Genomic DNA, 19,075 nt, shown 5'->3' with positions numbered 1-19,075 from the left:
TTATGATTATTCTTTCGTTAGTCTTGGTAATTCTGAGCCAAGTTATAACAAAAAATAAAAACCAATCATAGATTTAAAATAGCCCGCAATTAGCGGGTTATTTTTTGTAAAAAATAATGTAGAACTGGCCGCTTTATCTGTATTTTTATCCAGTTTTCAGTTATTCTTAACCTTTCAACAATAACTTTAAATACATATTATGATTGGTAGATTACAGGGCAAAATTATTGAGAAATCACCTCCTGAAATGGTGATTGATGTACAGGGTGTGGGATATGAAGTCTTTCTGCCAATGACTAGTTTTTACGATTTGCCACAAGTAGGTGAAAATGCAGTAATTTATACGCATTTAGTTGTACGTGAAGATGCTCATTTGTTATTTGGGTTTGCTCAAAAACAAGATAGAACCCTATTTCGAGAATTGATAAAAACTAACGGAGTTGGGCCTAAATTAGCATTAGCGATTTTATCTGCAATGTCAGTTTCTCAATTTGCTACGGCTGTAGAGCAAGAAGAATTAGCGAAATTAGTGAAAATTCCTGGTGTTGGTAAAAAGACTGCTGAGCGCTTACTCGTTGAGCTTAAAGGTAAATTTAAAGGTATGGCTCAAAGTGATTTCTTTGTTGAGCAATCTACAGAGCAGTTTGTTGTGAGCAATAGTACGACAACACCAGCAGATGAAGCGAGAGATGCCTTGATTGCATTAGGCTATAAGCCAACAGATGCAGAAAAGATGATTAAAAAAGTACACCATTCTGATAAAACCAGTGAACAACTCATTCGAGAAGCACTAAAAAATTCACTTTAAAGATTTAGTATAAATTATGATAGAAGCAGATCGTATTATTAGTGCCATTCCTAAACGTGACGATGAAGTGATTGATCGTGCAATTCGTCCGAAAATGTTAAATGATTATGTGGGGCAAGCCTCTGTTCGTGAGCAAATGGATATATTTATCCAAGCTGCAAAACTTCGCCAAGATGCATTAGATCACCTACTTATTTTTGGTCCTCCAGGATTAGGCAAAACAACATTAGCAAATATTGTGGCGAATGAAATGGGCGTGAATATTCGCACAACCTCAGGTCCTGTACTTGAAAAAGCGGGTGATTTAGCAGCAATGCTAACTAATTTAGAACCTTATGATGTATTGTTTATTGATGAAATTCATCGCCTATCGCCAGCCATTGAAGAGGTTTTATATCCAGCAATGGAAGATTATCAGTTGGATATTATGATTGGTGAAGGCCCTGCCGCTCGTTCTATCAAACTTGATTTGCCTCCTTTCACTTTAATTGGTGCAACAACTCGTGCAGGCTCATTAACCTCTCCATTAAGAGATCGTTTTGGTATTGTGCAACGTTTGGAGTTTTATTCTATTGATGATTTAACCACTATCGTTAGTCGTAGTGCTAATTGTCTTAATTTGAATTTATCGCCAGAAGCCTCTTATGAAATAGCTCGTCGTTCGAGAGGAACCCCTCGTATTGCGAATCGTTTACTCCGCCGAGTCAGAGATTTTGCTGATGTACGTAATGGTGGAGCAATTACCTTAGATATTGCAACCCAAGCAATGGTAATGTTAGACGTTGATCCTGAAGGCTTTGATTTTATGGATAGAAAATTATTGTCTGCTGTGATTGAGCGATTTGATGGAGGACCTGTAGGCTTAGATAACCTTGCTGCTGCAATTGGAGAAGAACGGGATACCATTGAAGACGTGCTTGAACCTTATTTAATCCAACAAGGCTTTTTGCAACGAACACCAAGAGGACGAGTAGCAACAGTGAGAACTTATACTCATTTAGGGTTAAAGAAAATAGAATAATTAGCATTCTTTTAATGATTGATTATTAGGATATAACCTTAAGAGATCAAATTATCCAATTTTAATTGCATAAAAACTTTACAAAATTATTTTTTTAAGCTACTAATTAAAGAAAAATCAATTATGTGGGGGTTAGATATGCAAATAAGATATTTATTGGGTATCCTTTTAATTTCACTAGGTTTTTCTACATCTACTTTTTCTGCAGTAGTACCCAATGGTACAAAGTTAGCAAAGAACCAAGAGATTGTTATTAATAATAGTACTGAACCTCAAAGTATTGATCCTCATAAGTTTCAAGGAGTACCAGAGGCTCAAGTTATTTATCAACTTTTTGAAGGCTTAGTTACAGTTGATTCATCTGGAAATATTTTACCTGGAACTGCTGAATCTTGGAGTCATAACAATGATTTTAAGCAATGGACATTTAAACTTAGGTCTAATGCTAAATGGTCAAATGGAGATCCTGTTACAGCGTATGATTTTGTATATTCATGGCGACGTTTAGCTGATCCTAAGACTGGTTCTTTATATGCTAGCTATCTGAATGATCTTCAAGTGATAAATGCTCAAGATATAATAAAAGGTAAAAAAAATCCCGCTGATTTAGGAGTAAAAGCACTAGATGATCATACATTTCAAGTTTCTCTAGTTAACTCAATTCCTTATTTTACAAGTATGTTATTTCATCCAGCAGTATTAGCTGTACCACAAAAAATAGTAGAGAAAAAAGGAGATGACTGGATTAAAATTGAAAATTTTGTTGGAAATGGCCCATATAAGCTAGCTGATCATGTAGTGAATGAAAAGATAGTTTTTGAACGTAATCCGTTATATTGGAATGATGAAGAAACGGTAATTAATAAAGCAATTTTTTTATCTATAGTAAACGGTAGTACCGATTTACAACGTTATCGTGCTGGGGATATAGACATTACTAGCTATGGTTTGCCTACAGAACAATTTAGTAAATTAAAAAAAGAGGTTCCAAATGAATTATTTATTTCTAAGGTTTTATCTACTTATTCATATGAAATTAATAACCAAAAAGAACCATTTAATAATGTTAAAGTTAGAGAAGCATTGAATTTATCATTAGACAGAAAAATTATTACAGATAAAGTATTAGCTCAAGGTGAAATTCCAACTTATGTATTTACTCCAACTTATATTTCTGAAGGTGAGAAAATTAGACAACCTGAATATTCCAAATTACCAATAAATGAACGTAATAAAAAAGCAGTAAAGTTGCTAGAAGAAGCTGGATATAGTAAATCTAATCCACTCAAGTTTACCTTATTGTATAATACTAGCGAAAATCACAAAAAAATTGCGATTGCTGCAGCATCAATTTGGAAAAATAATACTCAAGGATTAGTTGAAGTATCTCTTGAGAACCAAGAGTGGAAAACATATCTTGATAGCCGTAGACTTGGAAATTACGATATTGCTCGAGCTGGTTGGAGTGCCGGTTATAATCAAGCTGCAACCTTTATTAATTATTTTTTATCTAATGCAACAAGTAATACAGCATTTTATAAAAATGATGAATATGATAGATTGGCTAATTCTGCTTATCAAGCAATCAATACAGATGTAAGAAGCGAGATCTATGCAAAAGCTGAAGATATTTTAGCAAAAGATTTTGGTACAATTCCTGTTTATAATTATGTAAATGTTCGCTTGGTAAAACCTTATGTAAAAGGTTATGAAGGAAAGGATCCTTTAGATAATATATTGTTAAAGAATTTATATTTAATTTCGAAAGAAAATTGAAGATATTTATACCATTAGAAAATTTATAGTTTTTTTTAATTGTTTAGCACATTGATTTTTTAAGTTGTTATTTACTGGATTGATATGATTTTAGCTATTAAAATTAAAAAATTTACAAATACTTTTTCCCTATATCAATTAGTAGAAACTAATAAAATAACTTAAACAGGAGAATTTTTATGCAAACCAAATTTATTCTTTCATTATTGACTTCAGCAGTTACTTTAGGACTTTCAGCATCCACTTTAGCTGCAGTTATTCCTGCAGGAACAGAGTTGGCTGATACACAAGAGATTGTAATTAACAATGGGGCAGAGCCACAAAGTTTAGATCCTCAAAAGACAGAAGGCGTGCCAGAATCTGAAATTCAATACCAATTGTTAGAAGGTTTAGTCACAAAAAATCCAGATGGTAAGGTGATTCCAGGCGTTGCAGAATCTTGGGAAAGTACTCCTGATTTTAAACAGTGGACATTTAAGCTTCGCCCGGAAGCAAAATGGTCAAATGGCGATCCTGTAACAGCAGAAGATTTTGTGTTTGCATGGCAACGCTTAGCTAATCCAGAGACCGCTTCCCCTTATGCAAGTTATTTAGATTATTTACAAGTTGTAAATGCACAAGATGTGATTAATGGGAATAAAAAACCAGAAGAGTTAGGTGTTAAAGCTTTAGATGATCATACTTTCCAAGTGACATTATCTAATCCAGTCCCTTATTTAGTAGGTATGACAAGCCATCAATCAGTGTTGCCTGTACCTAAAAAAGTGGTTGAAAAATATGGAGATGATTGGGTAAAAGATGGCAATATAGTCGGAAATGGGGCTTACAAATTAGTTGATCACGTTATTAATGAGAAGGTTGTATTTGAGCGGAATCCACTATATTGGAATAATAAAGAAACTGTTATTAATAAAGCGACTTTCTTGGCAATTCCAAGTAGTACTACGGATATTCAACGTTATCGTTCTGGTGAAATTGATATTACTAATTCTGGTCTTCCACCAGAGTTATTTACTAAATTAAAAGAAGAAATTCCAGATGAAGTGTCTATTGCAAAAACATTAGCAACTTATGTCTATGAAATTAATAATAAGAAAGTACCATTTGATAATGTAAAAGTGCGTGAAGCTTTAAATTTAGCACTAGATCGTGACATCATTACAGAAAAAGTCTTGGCACAAGGTCAAATACCAACTTATGTGTTTACCCCAACTTATATTTCAGAAGGTGATCAAATTCAGCAACCTGAATATTCAACATTACCAATGAAAGAACGTAATGAGCAAGCAATTAAATTACTAGAAGAAGCGGGTTATAGTAAATCAAACCCACTTAAATTTTCAATTTTGTATAATACTAACGAAAATCATAAGAAAGTGGCAATTGCAGCGGCTTCTATTTGGAAAGCAAATACAAAAGGTTTGGTTGACGTAACACTTGAGAATCAAGAATGGAAAACGTATTTAGATACTCGTCACCAAGGTAACTATGATTTAGCTCGTGCAGGTTGGAGTGCAGATTATGATCAAGCTACAACCTTTGGTAACTATTTCTTATCTAATTCAAGTAACAATACTGCCTTCTACCAAAGCGCTGAATATGATGCTGCGATGGATGAATCTTATAAAGCTGCAGATGCGAATGGTAGAGCAGCAGCTTATGCAAGAGCTGAAGCAGTATTAGCAAAAGATTTTGCTATTGTACCTATTTATAATTATGTGAGTGTTCGTTTAGTGAAACCTTATGTTAAAGGTTATGAAGGTAAAGACCCTCAAGATCATATTTTCTTAAGAAACTTATATATTACTAAACACTAGCGGTATTTAAGCGGTCAGAATTCAATATTGTTAATTTTACATAGAATCTGACCGCTTGTTTTATTTTTGTTGCGTAAATTGGAGAATTTACTATGTTGAAGTTTATTTTGAAAAGGATTTTAGAGGCAATTCCGACTCTTTTTATTCTAATTACTTTTTCTTTCTTTCTGATGCGACTAGCACCGGGAAGCCCTTTTACTTCGGAACGAGCTTATCCACCAGAGGTAATGGCAAATATTGAAGCGAAGTATCATTTAAATGAGCCGCTTTATAAGCAATATTTTATCTATTTAGAAGATTTATCTCATGGTGATTTTGGACCTTCATTCAAATATAAAGATCAAACAGTAAATGATTTAATTGCTTCCGCTTTTCCAGTTTCAATAAAATTAGGAATAGTATCATTTCTCTTTGCCGTAGTTATTGGTTTATTAGCGGGTACTTTTGCTGCATTAAGACAAAATAGTAAATGGGATTATCTGGTAATGTCTTTTGCAATGACTGGGATAATTATGCCAAGTTTCGTATTTGCTCCTTTATTAGTGCTTTTCTTTGCCATTTATGTGAAATGGTTACCAGCAGGAGGGTGGAATGGCGGGCAACTCTATTACATGATTTTACCTGTTATTTCACTAACAATTGGCTATGTAGCAGGGATTGCTCGTATTACTCGTGGTTCAATGATAGAAGTCTTACATTCAAACTTTATTCGAACAGCTCGAGCCAAAGGATTACCGCTTAAACGTATCATTTTTAAGCATGCATTAAAACCAGCACTCATTCCAGTTATTACTTATCTAGGACCTGCTTTTGTGGGGATTATCACAGGTTCCATGGTAATTGAAAGTGTATTTGGTTTGCCAGGAATTGGACAATTATTCGTAAATGGTGCATTGAATCGTGATTATTCATTAGTATTAAGCTTAACCATTTTAGTCGGTTCATTAACTATTTTCTTTAATGCTGTAGTAGATATTCTCTATGCGGTGATTGATCCAAAGATTCGTTATTCATAAGGAATGCAAGATGTTAGTTGATAATAAGAAGAATCAAAAAAGAGCCGAAGAGCTAGCAGTAGAGGCAACTGAGATGGGACTTGATGGACGTAGCTTATGGCAAGATGCTCGTCGTCGATTTTTTCGCAATAAGGCTGCAGTAGCGAGTTTAGTTACCCTTGTATTAATCATATTATTTATTGCTTTTGCCCCTTCTTTAATGCCTTTCACTTATGATGATACCGATTGGAATATGATGAGTGCAGCACCAAGTATTGAATCAATGCACTACTTTGGAACGGATTCCTCAGGACGTGATTTATTAGTACGTGTTGCTATTGGTGGTCGCGTTTCCCTTATGGTCGGGGTTGCCGGTGCATTTATTGCGGTAATTATTGGCACAATTTATGGCGCTATTTCAGGTTACATTGGTGGAAAAACCGATATGGTGATGATGCGTTTTATTGAAATTTTAAGCTCATTTCCATTTATGTTTTTTGTAATCTTATTGGTTACTTTTTTTGGTCAAAATATTTTATTGATTTTCGTGGCAATAGGATTGATTGCTTGGTTAGGATTAGCACGTATTGTTCGTGGACAAACACTTACATTAAAGAATAAAGAGTTTGTGGAAGCGGCTATTGTGTGTGGCGTGCCAAAACGTCAAATTATTTGGAAACATATAATCCCAAATGTATTAGGTATTGTTGTGGTATATGCCTCACTTGAAGTACCAGGTTTTATTTTATTTGAATCTTTCTTAAGTTTCTTAGGCCTCGGAACACAAGAGCCAATGAGTAGTTGGGGGGCATTATTAAGTGATGGTGCGGCACAAATGGAAACTTCACCTTGGTTATTAGTATTCCCAGCCTTTTTCTTATGCTTAACATTATTTTGCTTCAACTTTATCGGTGATGGATTGCGTGATGCTCTTGATCCAAAAGACAAATAGGATGTAACGAAATGAAATTATTAGAAGTTAAAAATTTAGACGTTTATCTGAAAACCGATGAAGAAAATGTACACGCTGTACGTTCAGTTTCTTTTACTGTCAATAAAGGGCAAACATTAGCAATTGTGGGTGAGTCTGGTTCTGGTAAATCTGTGACCTCAATGTCAATTATGCAATTATTGCCAGATAATATTGTGACTTATGGTGCAGATTCCTCTATTTGTTTTGAAGATCAAGAGATTTTAAAATTATCTGAAGATCAAATGAGATCATTGCGAGGCGATCGTATTGGTATGATTTTCCAAGAGCCAATGACCTCGCTTAATCCATTTATGACAATTGGTGAACAGGTTTCAGAAGCAACTAAAACGCATAATCCAAATATGAGTAAAGAAGAGGCTTATGCACATGCATTAGAGATGCTAGAGAAAGTAAAAATTCCTGATGCAGTTAAGAAAATGAAATCTTATCCACATGAATTTTCAGGCGGACAGTTACAACGTATTATGATTGCAATGGCAATTATTAATAAACCTGATTTATTGATTGCTGATGAGCCAACAACTGCACTTGATGTGACTACTCAAGCAGAAATATTAGATTTAATGCACGAACTTCAGCGTGACATGGGCATGGCGATTATTCTTATCTCGCATGATTTGCGTTTGGTGCATCGATACAGTGATTTTGTGTGTGTAATGCAAAAAGGGCAAATTATTGAACACGGTGAAACAGATAAAGTGTTCCATAATCCTCAACATCCTTATACTATTGAATTACTGACGCCAATTCCAAGAAACATTAAACCGGCATTAAGTGATAATGAAAAACGAATCATTATAGCTGAGAATATTGATGTTGATTACGTGATCAAACGTTCATTCTTTGGAAAACCTAAAAAGGTATTTAAAGCGGTTAAAAATATTTCCTTAGATCTTAAAGTGGGAGAAACACTTGGGATCGTTGGTGAATCAGGTTCGGGTAAATCTACATTAGGTAGAGCAATAATGCAGATGCTTGATTACCAAGGAAAAATTAACTTTGAAGATGAAACGATCGCAGAGTTATCTGATTCTGATCGCCAAGCATTGAAAAAAGATATGCAAATGGTATTCCAAGATCCATTTAATTCCCTTTCTCCTCGCTTGACAGTGGGTGAAATTATTGGTGAAGGCTTATCTGTTCACTACCCGAAAATGAGCAAAGAAAAGCGTCGTGAAAAAGTAATGAAAACATTAGAAGAGGTAAATCTTTCTCCTTCAATGATCAATCGTTACCCTCACGAGTTTTCAGGCGGACAAAGACAACGTATCGCTATTGCACGTGCCATCATTCTTGAACCCAGATTCGTATTGCTAGATGAACCAACTTCCGCATTGGATCGTTCAACACAGATCACGGTTGTAGAGTTACTGAATAATTTACAGAAAAAATATGGCTTAAGTTATATCTTTATCAGTCATGATTTGTCTGTAGTGAGAGCATTGAGTGATAGAGTAATGGTGATGAATCAAGGTGAAGTTATCGAAAGTGGTGAGGTTCAGCAAATCTTCGATAATCCTCAAAATGATTATACCAGACGCTTAATTGAAGCCTCTAACTTGTAATAACGAATAAGTTATCAAAAACAAAAATACAAGCGGTCAGATTTACAAAATATTTCGGTATTATGTAGCAGTTGCACAAAACCCGAAAAGCAGTTCCAACCCAAGTAAAATTTCTAATGCTCTTAACTCTAAAAACAGGATTAAGGGCATTTCTTTCGCTTAATTCTAACTCATTTTTCTATACATTAGACAAAATTTATTTATCACAGACGTGACGAATCTACTTAACCTTAAAAGGCAAACATCTTTTCCAACATTCAAGTTTTAATTTATTTTTGTAGTTAAATCTAAGCCACTAACAAGTCTTGTTCGTACTTCATTCGCTCATTGAGATTTTTAAAGTAGGTTTGAGAAATTTCTTCATGGCTGAATGCAGTCATACCAATTAATTCTCGTGTTCGATGATTTCCTTGCCAATAGCCTACCCATTCTCTTAATGGTAGAACCCATAGACAACGTTTCAAAATATCATTGAACAGCTCGCCATTAGACTTTTTTCGGTTATCTGACATATAGGCAGCTTGATTGGCGTAATGTAGAGCGTACTTATTATCACATTTATGATGAACACCACGATGTAAATCACGGAATCTTGCATTGAAGGATTCGGCAAGATTGTTATTGATACCTTGATAACTATACGCTTTATGATGATTGACCGACCATCTTACGTAATGAAAATCTAAGCCATTATAAGCAGGATTTTCATCACACATAATATCACTACCTGTTTTAACAAAACGATGATTTAACTCTAATACCGTATTCGCACTTTCCGTGTAATCCATTGCCACAATCGTACGATTTGAACCCCATAATGTATCATCGTTAGATGCTCGTTGATTTAAGCTGATGATGCAGCGTTTAGTTGGACGGAATTTAGGACACTTTATCTTTTGTTTCTGTGTATTCTTGCGAAAATTAGGCTTGCGTAGCGTGAAGTTAATCCACGCTCCATCTTCATGAATTTCGCTTTGTAATGGGCTTAAATCACGAGTTTTAAATAGAACTTCACGCAATTTATGACAAAGCACAAAAGCTGTTTTATAGTTGATATTTAAATGACGACTCATAGTAATAGCGGAAATACCTTTGACTTCATTAGCAAAAAGAAGAATTGCCGCCAAAATATCAACAAAAGAGAGTTTGTGAAAAGCAAAAGCTGTGTTGGTCGTAATGTAGAAATAGCGTTTACAATGTTTGCAGCACCAACGTTTACGAGATTTAAGAAAATAAGCGTGATGGCGAATGCCACAATGCGGGCAACAGACATCACGAATATTATTAAGATTTCCCCAACGGTTTGCTTTTAAAAGTTGGAAAGCTTCATCTTCACTTAAACGGAAGATTTGTTTTAAATTTAAATTTTTAGATTTACTAGAGAGCAGATAATGTTGTGCCATACGTATTCCTTGTGTGTACACGGTACTCAAAGCCAAACGCTGAACATAAAAAATCACCACCTGAATTTTCAGATCGGCTCAAAGTGTTTTTGTAGCATGATACCAGTAATCATTCCAAATAATTATGCTACTAAACAAGATAAACTCGTTAATGTAACAGACAAATGTTATTTATTACCAGAGGGATAAAGAGCGTATAGAAATTCTATTCAAAGCGAATTAAATGTGGGACAATAATAGTGAAGTCAATGAGATGGTTATTTAAAAATGGGAATTTCCTAGATAACGACTAAAAATCTCATTTAGGTTAATATACCAATATGAGAAAAAGTCGTTTAAGCCAACATAAACAAAATTAAGCAAAAATGAGCAAATGGTGATTTATGTGGTGTTATACAGTTTGCATGATGTAGAGATTAAAAGACCAAAACGAGATGAATTTATAATACTTGATAAAAGTACCTATTATCGTGGTAAAGATAAAAATTATTTCTTACCACAAGACATTTATCAGTGTGTAATCTACTGAATTGTTTTTAGGTGGATATTTTTTATATTTGCGATCTTGATCGAAAAATTTAAACAGATTGCTCGACAAAAATAGAACAATTAGTAAACTAATGACTAATGATTATTAACTAAGAGAAAAGTCTTTGATGACAACAGAACGATCTTTGAAAATAAAATTTAAACAATGGCTTGAAGAAGAACAAAAAACAGATGAAATGATTGAAATTGCAACCATCCCACAAATTCTAAAAAGATTCGATTATAGATTAGCTATTGTAAAAGGAAATAGGTTAGAAAAGCGTTATTTAAGTGAATGGCGTAAGCTATTTCGTATAGAGAAAGAAATAGATAAAATATATAGTAGATAAATGTGTTTATATGAATATTTTATCTATTTTGGATATTGTTAGTTTAATTTATTCAATAGTGTTAGGTTTTTAATATGAAACAAGGGGAAGTATAATGCGTATTTATATGAAAAGTGATAAGTTTCTTATAAAGAATGAAGCTAAAAAATTAAATAAAGAAATTAAAAAATTAAATGATATTGTAAAAGATTTTGATATACAGTGTGAAAAATTAAATGATGAAATTTGTGCAATAGAAGAAAGTCGAAAAGAAGTTAGGTCAGATATAACCTTAATGAAAATAGAGTATTATTCTAAATTAGCTAAGATTGATGTTTATTTGTTTATGAAATTATGGACAAAAGCAAGAGATAAAATTAACTCTAAGTTTCGTAAATATACTGAAAATACATATTATTTTCGTGATTGTTTTTTAGATGATTTTGCTTTTAGAATTTCATATCTTCAGGCTTATGGAGTTGATTTTTATGATATTTGTCAGCAGGGCGAGTTGAACCTTATAGTTTATAAAGAAAATTTTCAAAATTTATACTTAAAAAGAGGAGAATGGGAGTATGATGGTAGTACTAAAAAGGAGTATCAAGATATATTTAATCGGCTGAAGTATGACTTTGAGTATAATTTAATTCTTGGTACTATGCCATTTTAACTAACAAAATATAATAAAAATATCTTATCTTTGATAAGAAAAAATTTAACGATATTTTAATAAAACTTCACAAAGGGGCTGATTTTACCCATATAGCCACCTATGATGGATGAAATCGAAATGTAAGAGATACTCTTATGTAGGTATAAAAAATTGGCTCCTCAATTAGTTGGATTAGAGTAAAATTTTTGGGTAGCAGATCACAATAGGGTAAAATGCTTATTTAAAGATATAAAAAAATCAAATAATCGTAATAGCTTGACAAAATATCATAATATTATGTCTATAAAAGATTTTTGAATAATTAAAACAGATACTTTTTATCTACTTCTATTTCTATGCCAAATTTTAAAGGATAAACTTTAGGCTCAAATTTATCTTACAAGTATGTTATTTCATAGAGTACTATCTATTACCTTTAGCTCTGTTATGAGTAATGCATAACATTTGGCAGTTTTCTATAGTTGTTACACCTCCTTTAATCCATGGTGTGACATGATCGGCATCCATTTCTTTTTGTGACCAAATTTTAGTTTTGTTACTGTTATCACTAATTGCACATAAAGGACAATTGGATTTTTTTTGAATTTCAGCTTCTTCTGTTTGTTTTTTATAAACTAGTTTTTTAGTAGCATTATCGAATATACGAATATCTAACAATTTTTTATCTTGTTCTCCTCCAAGCAAGTATTCAAAAATCCCTTTTTGATTTTTTATATAGGGATCTTCATATAATTCCTTTAACTTTATGTCAATATCTTCAGGATTATAAGGTATATCTTTATATAATTTATATAATCTACCCCACTCCAATCCTTTCATTTCCTTTTTTAAAGAAATAAAAGTTGTTGATACCCAATTGATTACAGTATAAAAATAATTTTTTAATTCATTAATATTGTCATCATTTCTATGGTCACTCATATATTTACTAATATTACCATTACTTACCCAATTTAATGCTGTTGCCAAATAATCTTGTCTAAGTGGGTTTCCTTTAATATAATTTTCCCATTTTTTTATATTAGTATTTTGACTATTACTAAATTCAGATTTAGCAATAGTTACAAACTTTCCAGAATAGATAGCATTTAATAATTCTTGTTCAGTAAGAGGGATTCCTGCAATATTAATTGTTTTGAACCATTCTTTAATTTCACTTTCAGATCCTTCACATTCATAAATTAGTAAAGTAGTGGATAAAATTTTTTCCTGTTTATCCTGTGACAAACTAAAAAAATTCTGATAATTACCATTTTCATCTTTTATTGCAAATTTATTAGTAACAAATCTACCAATACTCGTAATTCTTTGTTGTCCATCTAGAACTTCATAAGTATCATCACCTGTTTTGTTAAAATAAATCAATCCCAATGGGTAACCTTTCAATATGGAATCAATAACATCAATATCTTTATTTTCTTTTGCATAAATATAGTTACGTTGATATTCTGGCTGAATGGTTAGTTTTCCTGATAAATCAAATACCCCTTTACCTTCTAATTCATTATAAATAAACCCCTTACAAATATCTCCAATAGTAATATCATGTTTTAATTTAGTTATCATTTTTATTTTCCTTCTTCAGCTTCATTGGTAATCACATTTAGTATTAGCTGAATAATAGAAATGCAATCTAAAGCATTTCTAGCTTTAACTTTTCTATATTTACCAGAATTATTTTGATTAAAATTAATAGAGTTCATAGAGCCATCATATGCAATACTATCATCTAACATCATATGTTTTGTTACACCACCAATAAAGTAAATATATAATTCTTTTTTTAAATCAAATTTTTCATCAAAGTAGTGTTTTGATAAAATATTAACTGTTGTTGCACTATAATCAATAGAACCATTTTTATTTATAATAAAATCTGATTTATTATAATCAAGTTTAAATAAAAAACGTAAATAAAAATCTTTTTCTATTTCTATTTTTTTTATATTATTAGTATAATATCCTAAGATATCAAAATTTTTCGCAATAGCTTTTTCTATAGAACAGAATGGAAATGAAGATCTAACTTCAATTGTTCTTTCAACACTTTGTTCAATAGATTTATTATCCTTCCATTTTTTTAGTACTCTCAAGTCTATTTGATTAATTGAACTATTTGAATCATCTAATGTTATATCAACATTATCATTTTGATTATAGAAATTAAGAATTTCATAACATAATTGCTCTGCAATCATTCCACAAAAAGATTTTAAGTGAACATCTTTGAGACATCTTTCTTTCCCTGATGAATCAGCAACGTTAAACTTCATATTTTTAATGCGTTCTTTTACTTTATTAATTATATTTACGGAATATTTGTTGTTGTTTTTAAGAACTATTCTTTGAAGACGAAATGGTAGATTAGAAAATTTATGAGTTATTATCTCGTCATTAGAATCTTTAAGTAATTCTTCATTGGTGCAATTTATATAAATTATTTCCATTTTTACCTTTTATTTATGTTTGATTAAGATTCGTGAGTAAGAACGTTTTCCATTTATATAAGCACGATCATATTTCCCTTGCCAAGATTTTATGGCTAAATTGCTAAGAATCCCCTCTTTAATGTAAAAATCCATTCCAAGTATTTCAAATTGGTCAGGATTATACTTATCTAAAAAACTAATCGGCACTCCCATTATTCCTTGATAATCTGATGGGATTGCATTAGTTTTGGGTATTTCTATTGCTTTGTAATTATCATATTGTTCATAAGCATTTTTATTAGCAATTTGTTTGTTAAATCTTATGTTATCAGAAAGAGTCATTAATTGTAATGGTTGATGCCTTCTTCCATGCTCTAAATTAGTAAACCATCTAACTCCCTTTACTCTGATATATTTATTACCTTCATTATCAATTCTAAATCCTGCCGCTTTAAGTGGATAAGAATTAGGTACCTGAAATTCTCTATCTCCACTATTAATTGTTGCACCAAGCCATATTTTATTTTTAGCTATCAATGGGAATACTTCTTTGTATGTAACAGCATTCATATTACCTATAATAGAAAATTTTTTATTAGCACTTATAATCCATGAAATAAATTCTCTAAATAATGAAAATGGTGGGTTAGTGATAATAATATCAGCTTCATCTCTTAAGGATTTTACTTCATCACTTCTAAAATCACCATCGCCATCCATATAATGCCATTTTAAATCTTCAAAATTTATTATTTTTTTACTATTAGTTTCTTTAACTAAAGTGAAAATTTTTCCTTTTGTTTTTGATTTTTGCTCATTAAAATTAGAACTATTTATTTCAAGTAATGAAGGTCTATAACTAGAGTTTATTTGCTTACTAGTATAAGCATAACTTGTGCTTATTAGCTTTTTTAGACCTAAACGAGAGAAATTTTGTACAAAATATTTAGTATAATGACTCCATTCAGGATCATCACAAGGCAATAAAATGGTCTTATTACGAAAGATATTTTCATCATAATCTAAATATGCTTGCATTTCTTTTTCAATATCAACATATTGAGTATAAAATTCATCATTTTTAGCTTTTTTTGCATTAGAGAGATTGAAGTTTTTATTGGTGGACATTTTTTAACCTTTTTAGTGAAAATATAGACCATATTTTGTTATTTACAGGGGCAAGTAATTTTATTGTTTTGTAGAAATTTCTTTGAAAGAAATTGCAAAGGCTTCTTTAAGATTTTCAGGCATTAAACGGTAATCAGCGATCAATTTTTCCTCTTGGTTGGACATATCACTTTCTTTCTCTACCAATTGAAACATTGCCCCTTTACCTGTTAATAACCAAGTTATACTAATTCCTAATGCTTCATGAATTTTCACCAATCCATCTACATTTGGATCACGTCCTTCATTAAGATAGTTCATTGCAGAACGATAAGATATTCCTGTAAGTTCTGAAAACTCTTTTACGCTTATGCCTTTTACTTCTAAAATTTTTTTTAATCTTTCTGATATGCACATTATTTCATATTTTCCTTGTTTAAAGTGAACGTTTATGATATTATATGCATAATTTATATGCATTATATTTCATATTTTAATTTAATCAAGGTATAACTGCAATATGGCATCTCACTTTCTCTTAACCAGTAAAGCTCGAACACTGTCGCCTATAAAAATAGCTCGTCTATCTGATGCAGCTGCATTTTCTTTATTGCATAAATTACGCTGGAGAAGTGAAAATGAACAAGTTTGCCCTAAATGCAGTGTACAACATCAAGCCTATTTTATCTCTACTCGTAAGCAGTGGCGGTGTAAATATTGTAAGCATACCTTTAGTATTACGTCAGGTACGATTTTTGCGAACCATAAGCTACCGATTCAAACCTATTTATTCGCTATTGCTTTATTTGTGAATGCGGTAAAAGGCATTTCTGCTTGCCAACTCTCTCGTGATTTGAATGTACAGTATAAAACTGCTTTTACGTTGGCTCATAAGATTCGTGAGAGCCTAATCGAGCAACGTAAACTTTTCCCATTGTCAGGCGAAGTACATATTGACGGTACTTATGTGCATTCATCCACACGTCCAAAGAATAAGAAAAGTGAGCGTGTGGATAGACGACTAAAAGCCAATGCTAATCCAAACAAACGTGCAGTCTTGGTTATGCGTGAGCGTTATTCTGAACTAGATACCTTAAATAATCCAAATCTCGTGGGGGCTAAGAAAACCATCACTTTTCCAATTATTTCTGAAAATACTGAAACCGTGAAGAAATTAGCTCATACATATATTGAGCCAAACAGTCGTATTCATACGGACGAAAATTCGGCTTATGACGAATTGATAGTAAATTACGATTTACAACGAGTTAATCACCAACGTGAATATTGTAGTGATGCAAGGATTACGAACAACCTTGCCGAAAGTTATTTTGCACGGTTTAAACGTATGTATTACGGACAAGTCCATAAAATGAGTAACATTTATCTCGATAACTATGCCAACGAAGTAGCGTACCGTGAAGATACTCGCAAACAGGATAATTTAACCATTTTCAATGATGTTACCAGTAAATGTCTCATCACCTCATCAGATAATCACTGGAAAGGATATTGGCAAGGTAATCATAGACAAGTAGAACGATTAATAATGTAATGGCAAAGAAAATCTATTTAAGTCAAATTCAGGCAAAAATTGACCGCTTGCAACGTGAACGAAAGCAGGTCTTAGAACACCTTTCCCTAGTAGAAAGTAATATAGAAAAACTAAAAGCTGCTATTGAAGTTATGCAAGAAGAAGCATTAACCGATGAATATGATACGGAGCTTTATACCTATCAAAGTCATAAACGCCATTTCAAAGGCAAATTACGTCAAATGATTCTACTTGAAATGAAGGCAAAGCCAAATCATTACTTTACTGTCAATGAATTGATTAAGTTGATTCTTATTAGAGATGGACAAGAGCCAATCATTCAACCGCAACATACAGTTTCTATGCGTGGAGCTTTGAAGTATTGGCTCAATAAAGGCGTAGTAGAACGATTGGAAAACAGTGTGATTGATATACGGTGGAAATTGAAAGTGTAGCTATCTTGCCTGTAAACGCCAATAACATATTTTTCCTTCTAGCTTTTTCTCAACTAGCGAATGTTTCACAAGATGATTTAGCGTGCTGTGAATAGTTTGTAAATGTAAACGTTGCACACCGTTATCAGTAGATTGATTATCTAATTTCAGTGCTTGTAGAGTAATTTCATTCGTATGAAACCATTTTTCTGGTTGCTTTTTAAGAATATGAGCCACTAATTGACGTGGTGATGACTGAAAACGGATATTTCTAGCTTTCTTGTTTAATGAAAAATCTGAATCCCTTGCGTGGTTCAAAGCTGTCCGATAGTCCAAAATTTTCTGATTCAATCCCTTTATCTTTGCTTCACATTGATCTCTTTCTCGTTCTGCAAGTGAAATTTCTTCAATCAATAGTTTTTCTAATGTATTCATTTTTTCTTACCCTTAAATGACAACGAAGTAAGAAAAAATGTAGCAGAAACATTGAGATAAATCTTTGTGCAACTGCTACATAATACCGAAATATTTTGCAGATCTGACCGCTTGTTTATTAGGGGCTTTTATTAGTTGTTATATTCAGTTTTTCTTTAAACTAAATGATTTTGGTACCAATGAGCAAGTAATATACCGCTATTCACTGCAATGTTTAATCCGCTATTAAGTGGATTTAAAAAAGAGAGTTGCACATTTGTATCTTCAGGATATTCAATTTCACTCGGTACAACTTCACTTAACACAAAAACAATTTTCTCAGATAAATTTGTTTTTGCTAATGAAGGTGTTTGTTTTTGACGAGTTAAATGGACAATTTGATATCCTGCATTGCGTAGCTGAGTCAATGCAATTTGTTTATGTTTAGTTTCTAGAGCATGAACAAACTCTAATCCGCCTTCAGCCACACGAGCTGCACTACTTGAATTGAGTAAATCATTCTGCTCTACAATAATGCCTTTTACACCATAAAATGCACAAGTACGGATCACTCCTCCAACATTTTGGGCGTTATTTACTCCATCTAAAAGCACTAAACAATCTCTTTGACGAGCAATTTGTAAGTAGCCTTCCAATGAAAATGGTGTTGCTTTTTTTACTAATAAGCAAATTCCACCATGATGTTCAGTACCAGTAACACGTTCCATTTCTTCGCTATCAACAACATGGTAGGCTTTTTTATTCTCCGCTAAATAACTCAGCAAATCGCCTGCTTTTTTTGCTCCTTCAACTGTTGCCCATAGTCTAACTATCGCTTCAGGACGTTGTTGAAATAGAGTATGGCAAGCATTTTCACCATATATTTTCATCTCTGTGGCACGGTTATTACGAATTTTTTCTGGTGCTCTAGGTGAAAGTGGACCCGTTTTCTTTTCATTACTGTTTGTTCGGCCTTTTACACTAATTTTAACCGTGCCTTCTTTACCTATTTTTTTCGCTTCTTGTGGATAAATATCGTGGTGAGTTTTCTGATGGTAATTATTTGATCTCTTCTCCCTATGAGAATTTCTTGAATAAGAAGCCCCATTTTTATCACGTTCTGATTTAAATTTAGGGGTTTTACGCTCTTCTGCAGTTTTGAATCGAGGAGCTTTTTGTGTGAATTTTGTATTCATAGTTTACTGAATTAATTAAGAATAGTGGAATTATTAGGAGGCAGTATAACAG

At 32.4% G+C, this 19,075-nt stretch carries 18 protein-coding genes; 11 read left to right on the top strand and 7 right to left on the bottom strand.

Annotated features, from left to right (window positions below; translation table 11 throughout):
• Positions 1-199: 199 nt before the first annotated feature.
• The 7 genes from ruvA (at position 200) to Q1J40_RS07330 (ending at position 8,976) form a co-directional block, all read left to right on the top strand.
• Positions 200-808: a Holliday junction branch migration protein RuvA gene (gene ruvA, locus Q1J40_RS07360; RefSeq protein WP_301099462.1), complete on the top strand. Its 609-nt coding sequence runs from the start codon at positions 200-202 to the stop codon at positions 806-808.
• A gap of 16 nt (positions 809-824) precedes the next feature.
• Complete coding sequence (ruvB, locus tag Q1J40_RS07355; protein WP_301099461.1) at positions 825-1,829, top strand: Holliday junction branch migration DNA helicase RuvB; 1,005 nt, start codon at positions 825-827, stop codon at positions 1,827-1,829.
• Positions 1,830-1,967: 138 nt separating this feature from the next.
• A complete protein-coding gene (locus tag Q1J40_RS07350; protein ID WP_301099460.1) occupies positions 1,968-3,605 on the top strand; it encodes an ABC transporter substrate-binding protein in 1,638 nt (545 codons plus the stop codon).
• 179 nt (positions 3,606-3,784) lie between these two features.
• Positions 3,785-5,422, top strand: a complete 1,638-nt coding sequence (locus tag Q1J40_RS07345; protein WP_301099459.1) for an ABC transporter substrate-binding protein — start codon at positions 3,785-3,787, stop codon at positions 5,420-5,422.
• A 92-nt stretch (positions 5,423-5,514) separates the two neighbouring features.
• The gene (gene oppB, locus Q1J40_RS07340) at positions 5,515-6,438 is read left to right on the top strand and encodes an oligopeptide ABC transporter permease OppB (protein ID WP_301099458.1); all 924 of its coding nucleotides are present in this window, start codon (positions 5,515-5,517) and stop codon (positions 6,436-6,438) included.
• A 10-nt stretch (positions 6,439-6,448) separates the two neighbouring features.
• Positions 6,449-7,369 (top strand): oligopeptide ABC transporter permease OppC, encoded by a 921-nt coding sequence (oppC, locus tag Q1J40_RS07335; protein ID WP_301099457.1) that lies wholly within the window; start codon positions 6,449-6,451, stop codon positions 7,367-7,369.
• Positions 7,370-7,380: 11 nt separating this feature from the next.
• Positions 7,381-8,976, top strand: a complete 1,596-nt coding sequence (locus Q1J40_RS07330) for an ABC transporter ATP-binding protein (RefSeq protein ID WP_301099456.1) — start codon at positions 7,381-7,383, stop codon at positions 8,974-8,976.
• Positions 8,977-9,263: 287 nt separating this feature from the next.
• Here the strand turns inward: Q1J40_RS07330 and Q1J40_RS07325 are convergent, their stop codons facing one another.
• Entirely contained in the window at positions 9,264-10,379 is a 1,116-nt protein-coding gene (locus tag Q1J40_RS07325) for an IS1595 family transposase (protein ID WP_301099455.1), read from the bottom strand.
• Between the two features lie 656 nt (positions 10,380-11,035).
• Here Q1J40_RS07325 and Q1J40_RS07320 point away from each other — a divergent pair.
• Both Q1J40_RS07320 and Q1J40_RS07315 read left to right on the top strand, forming a co-directional pair.
• Positions 11,036-11,257, top strand: a complete 222-nt coding sequence (locus tag Q1J40_RS07320) for a tRNA delta(2)-isopentenylpyrophosphate transferase (RefSeq protein ID WP_301099454.1) — start codon at positions 11,036-11,038, stop codon at positions 11,255-11,257.
• A 94-nt stretch (positions 11,258-11,351) separates the two neighbouring features.
• Positions 11,352-11,906 (top strand): hypothetical protein, encoded by a 555-nt coding sequence (locus Q1J40_RS07315; protein WP_301099453.1) that lies wholly within the window; start codon positions 11,352-11,354, stop codon positions 11,904-11,906.
• 405 nt (positions 11,907-12,311) lie between these two features.
• Here the strand turns inward: Q1J40_RS07315 and Q1J40_RS07310 are convergent, their stop codons facing one another.
• Genes Q1J40_RS07310 through Q1J40_RS07295 form a run of 4 tightly spaced genes read right to left on the bottom strand, consistent with a single transcriptional unit; the run spans position 12,312 to position 15,862 of the window.
• Positions 12,312-13,475, bottom strand: coding sequence for a GmrSD restriction endonuclease domain-containing protein (locus Q1J40_RS07310; protein WP_301099452.1), 1,164 nt, complete (start codon positions 13,473-13,475; stop codon positions 12,312-12,314).
• 2 nt (positions 13,476-13,477) lie between these two features.
• Positions 13,478-14,356, bottom strand: coding sequence for a hypothetical protein (locus Q1J40_RS07305; RefSeq protein ID WP_301099451.1), 879 nt, complete (start codon positions 14,354-14,356; stop codon positions 13,478-13,480).
• A gap of 9 nt (positions 14,357-14,365) precedes the next feature.
• Complete coding sequence (locus Q1J40_RS07300) at positions 14,366-15,466, bottom strand: adenine-specific methyltransferase EcoRI family protein (protein ID WP_301099450.1); 1,101 nt, start codon at positions 15,464-15,466, stop codon at positions 14,366-14,368.
• A 60-nt stretch (positions 15,467-15,526) separates the two neighbouring features.
• Positions 15,527-15,862, bottom strand: a complete 336-nt coding sequence (locus tag Q1J40_RS07295; RefSeq protein WP_301099449.1) for a helix-turn-helix domain-containing protein — start codon at positions 15,860-15,862, stop codon at positions 15,527-15,529.
• Positions 15,863-15,965: 103 nt separating this feature from the next.
• Here Q1J40_RS07295 and Q1J40_RS07290 point away from each other — a divergent pair, with 103 nt between their 5' ends.
• Together Q1J40_RS07290 and Q1J40_RS07285 are read left to right on the top strand one after the other, a co-directional pair.
• Complete coding sequence (locus Q1J40_RS07290) at positions 15,966-17,000, top strand: IS1595 family transposase (protein WP_301099448.1); 1,035 nt, start codon at positions 15,966-15,968, stop codon at positions 16,998-17,000.
• Entirely contained in the window at positions 17,000-17,434 is a 435-nt protein-coding gene (locus Q1J40_RS07285; RefSeq protein WP_301099447.1) for a DNA repair protein, read from the top strand. The genes Q1J40_RS07290 and Q1J40_RS07285 overlap by 1 nt, the downstream gene beginning before the upstream one ends.
• Here Q1J40_RS07285 and Q1J40_RS07280 read toward each other — a convergent pair whose 3' ends face one another.
• Together Q1J40_RS07280 and Q1J40_RS07275 are read right to left on the bottom strand one after the other, a co-directional pair.
• On the bottom strand, positions 17,435-17,848 hold the full coding sequence (locus Q1J40_RS07280; RefSeq protein ID WP_301099446.1) for a transcriptional regulator: 414 nt from the start codon (positions 17,846-17,848) through the stop codon (positions 17,435-17,437).
• Positions 17,849-18,003: 155 nt separating this feature from the next.
• Positions 18,004-19,023 (bottom strand): TrmH family RNA methyltransferase, encoded by a 1,020-nt coding sequence (locus tag Q1J40_RS07275; protein ID WP_301099445.1) that lies wholly within the window; start codon positions 19,021-19,023, stop codon positions 18,004-18,006.
• Positions 19,024-19,075: the final 52 nt, after the last annotated feature.

It is taken from the genome of Otariodibacter sp. (genome assembly GCF_029256985.1).
Taxonomy (GTDB): Bacteria; Pseudomonadota; Gammaproteobacteria; order Enterobacterales; family Pasteurellaceae; genus Otariodibacter.
The sequence above is the reverse complement of the archived record's forward strand: the minus strand, read 5'-3'. Positions and strand labels throughout refer to the sequence as shown.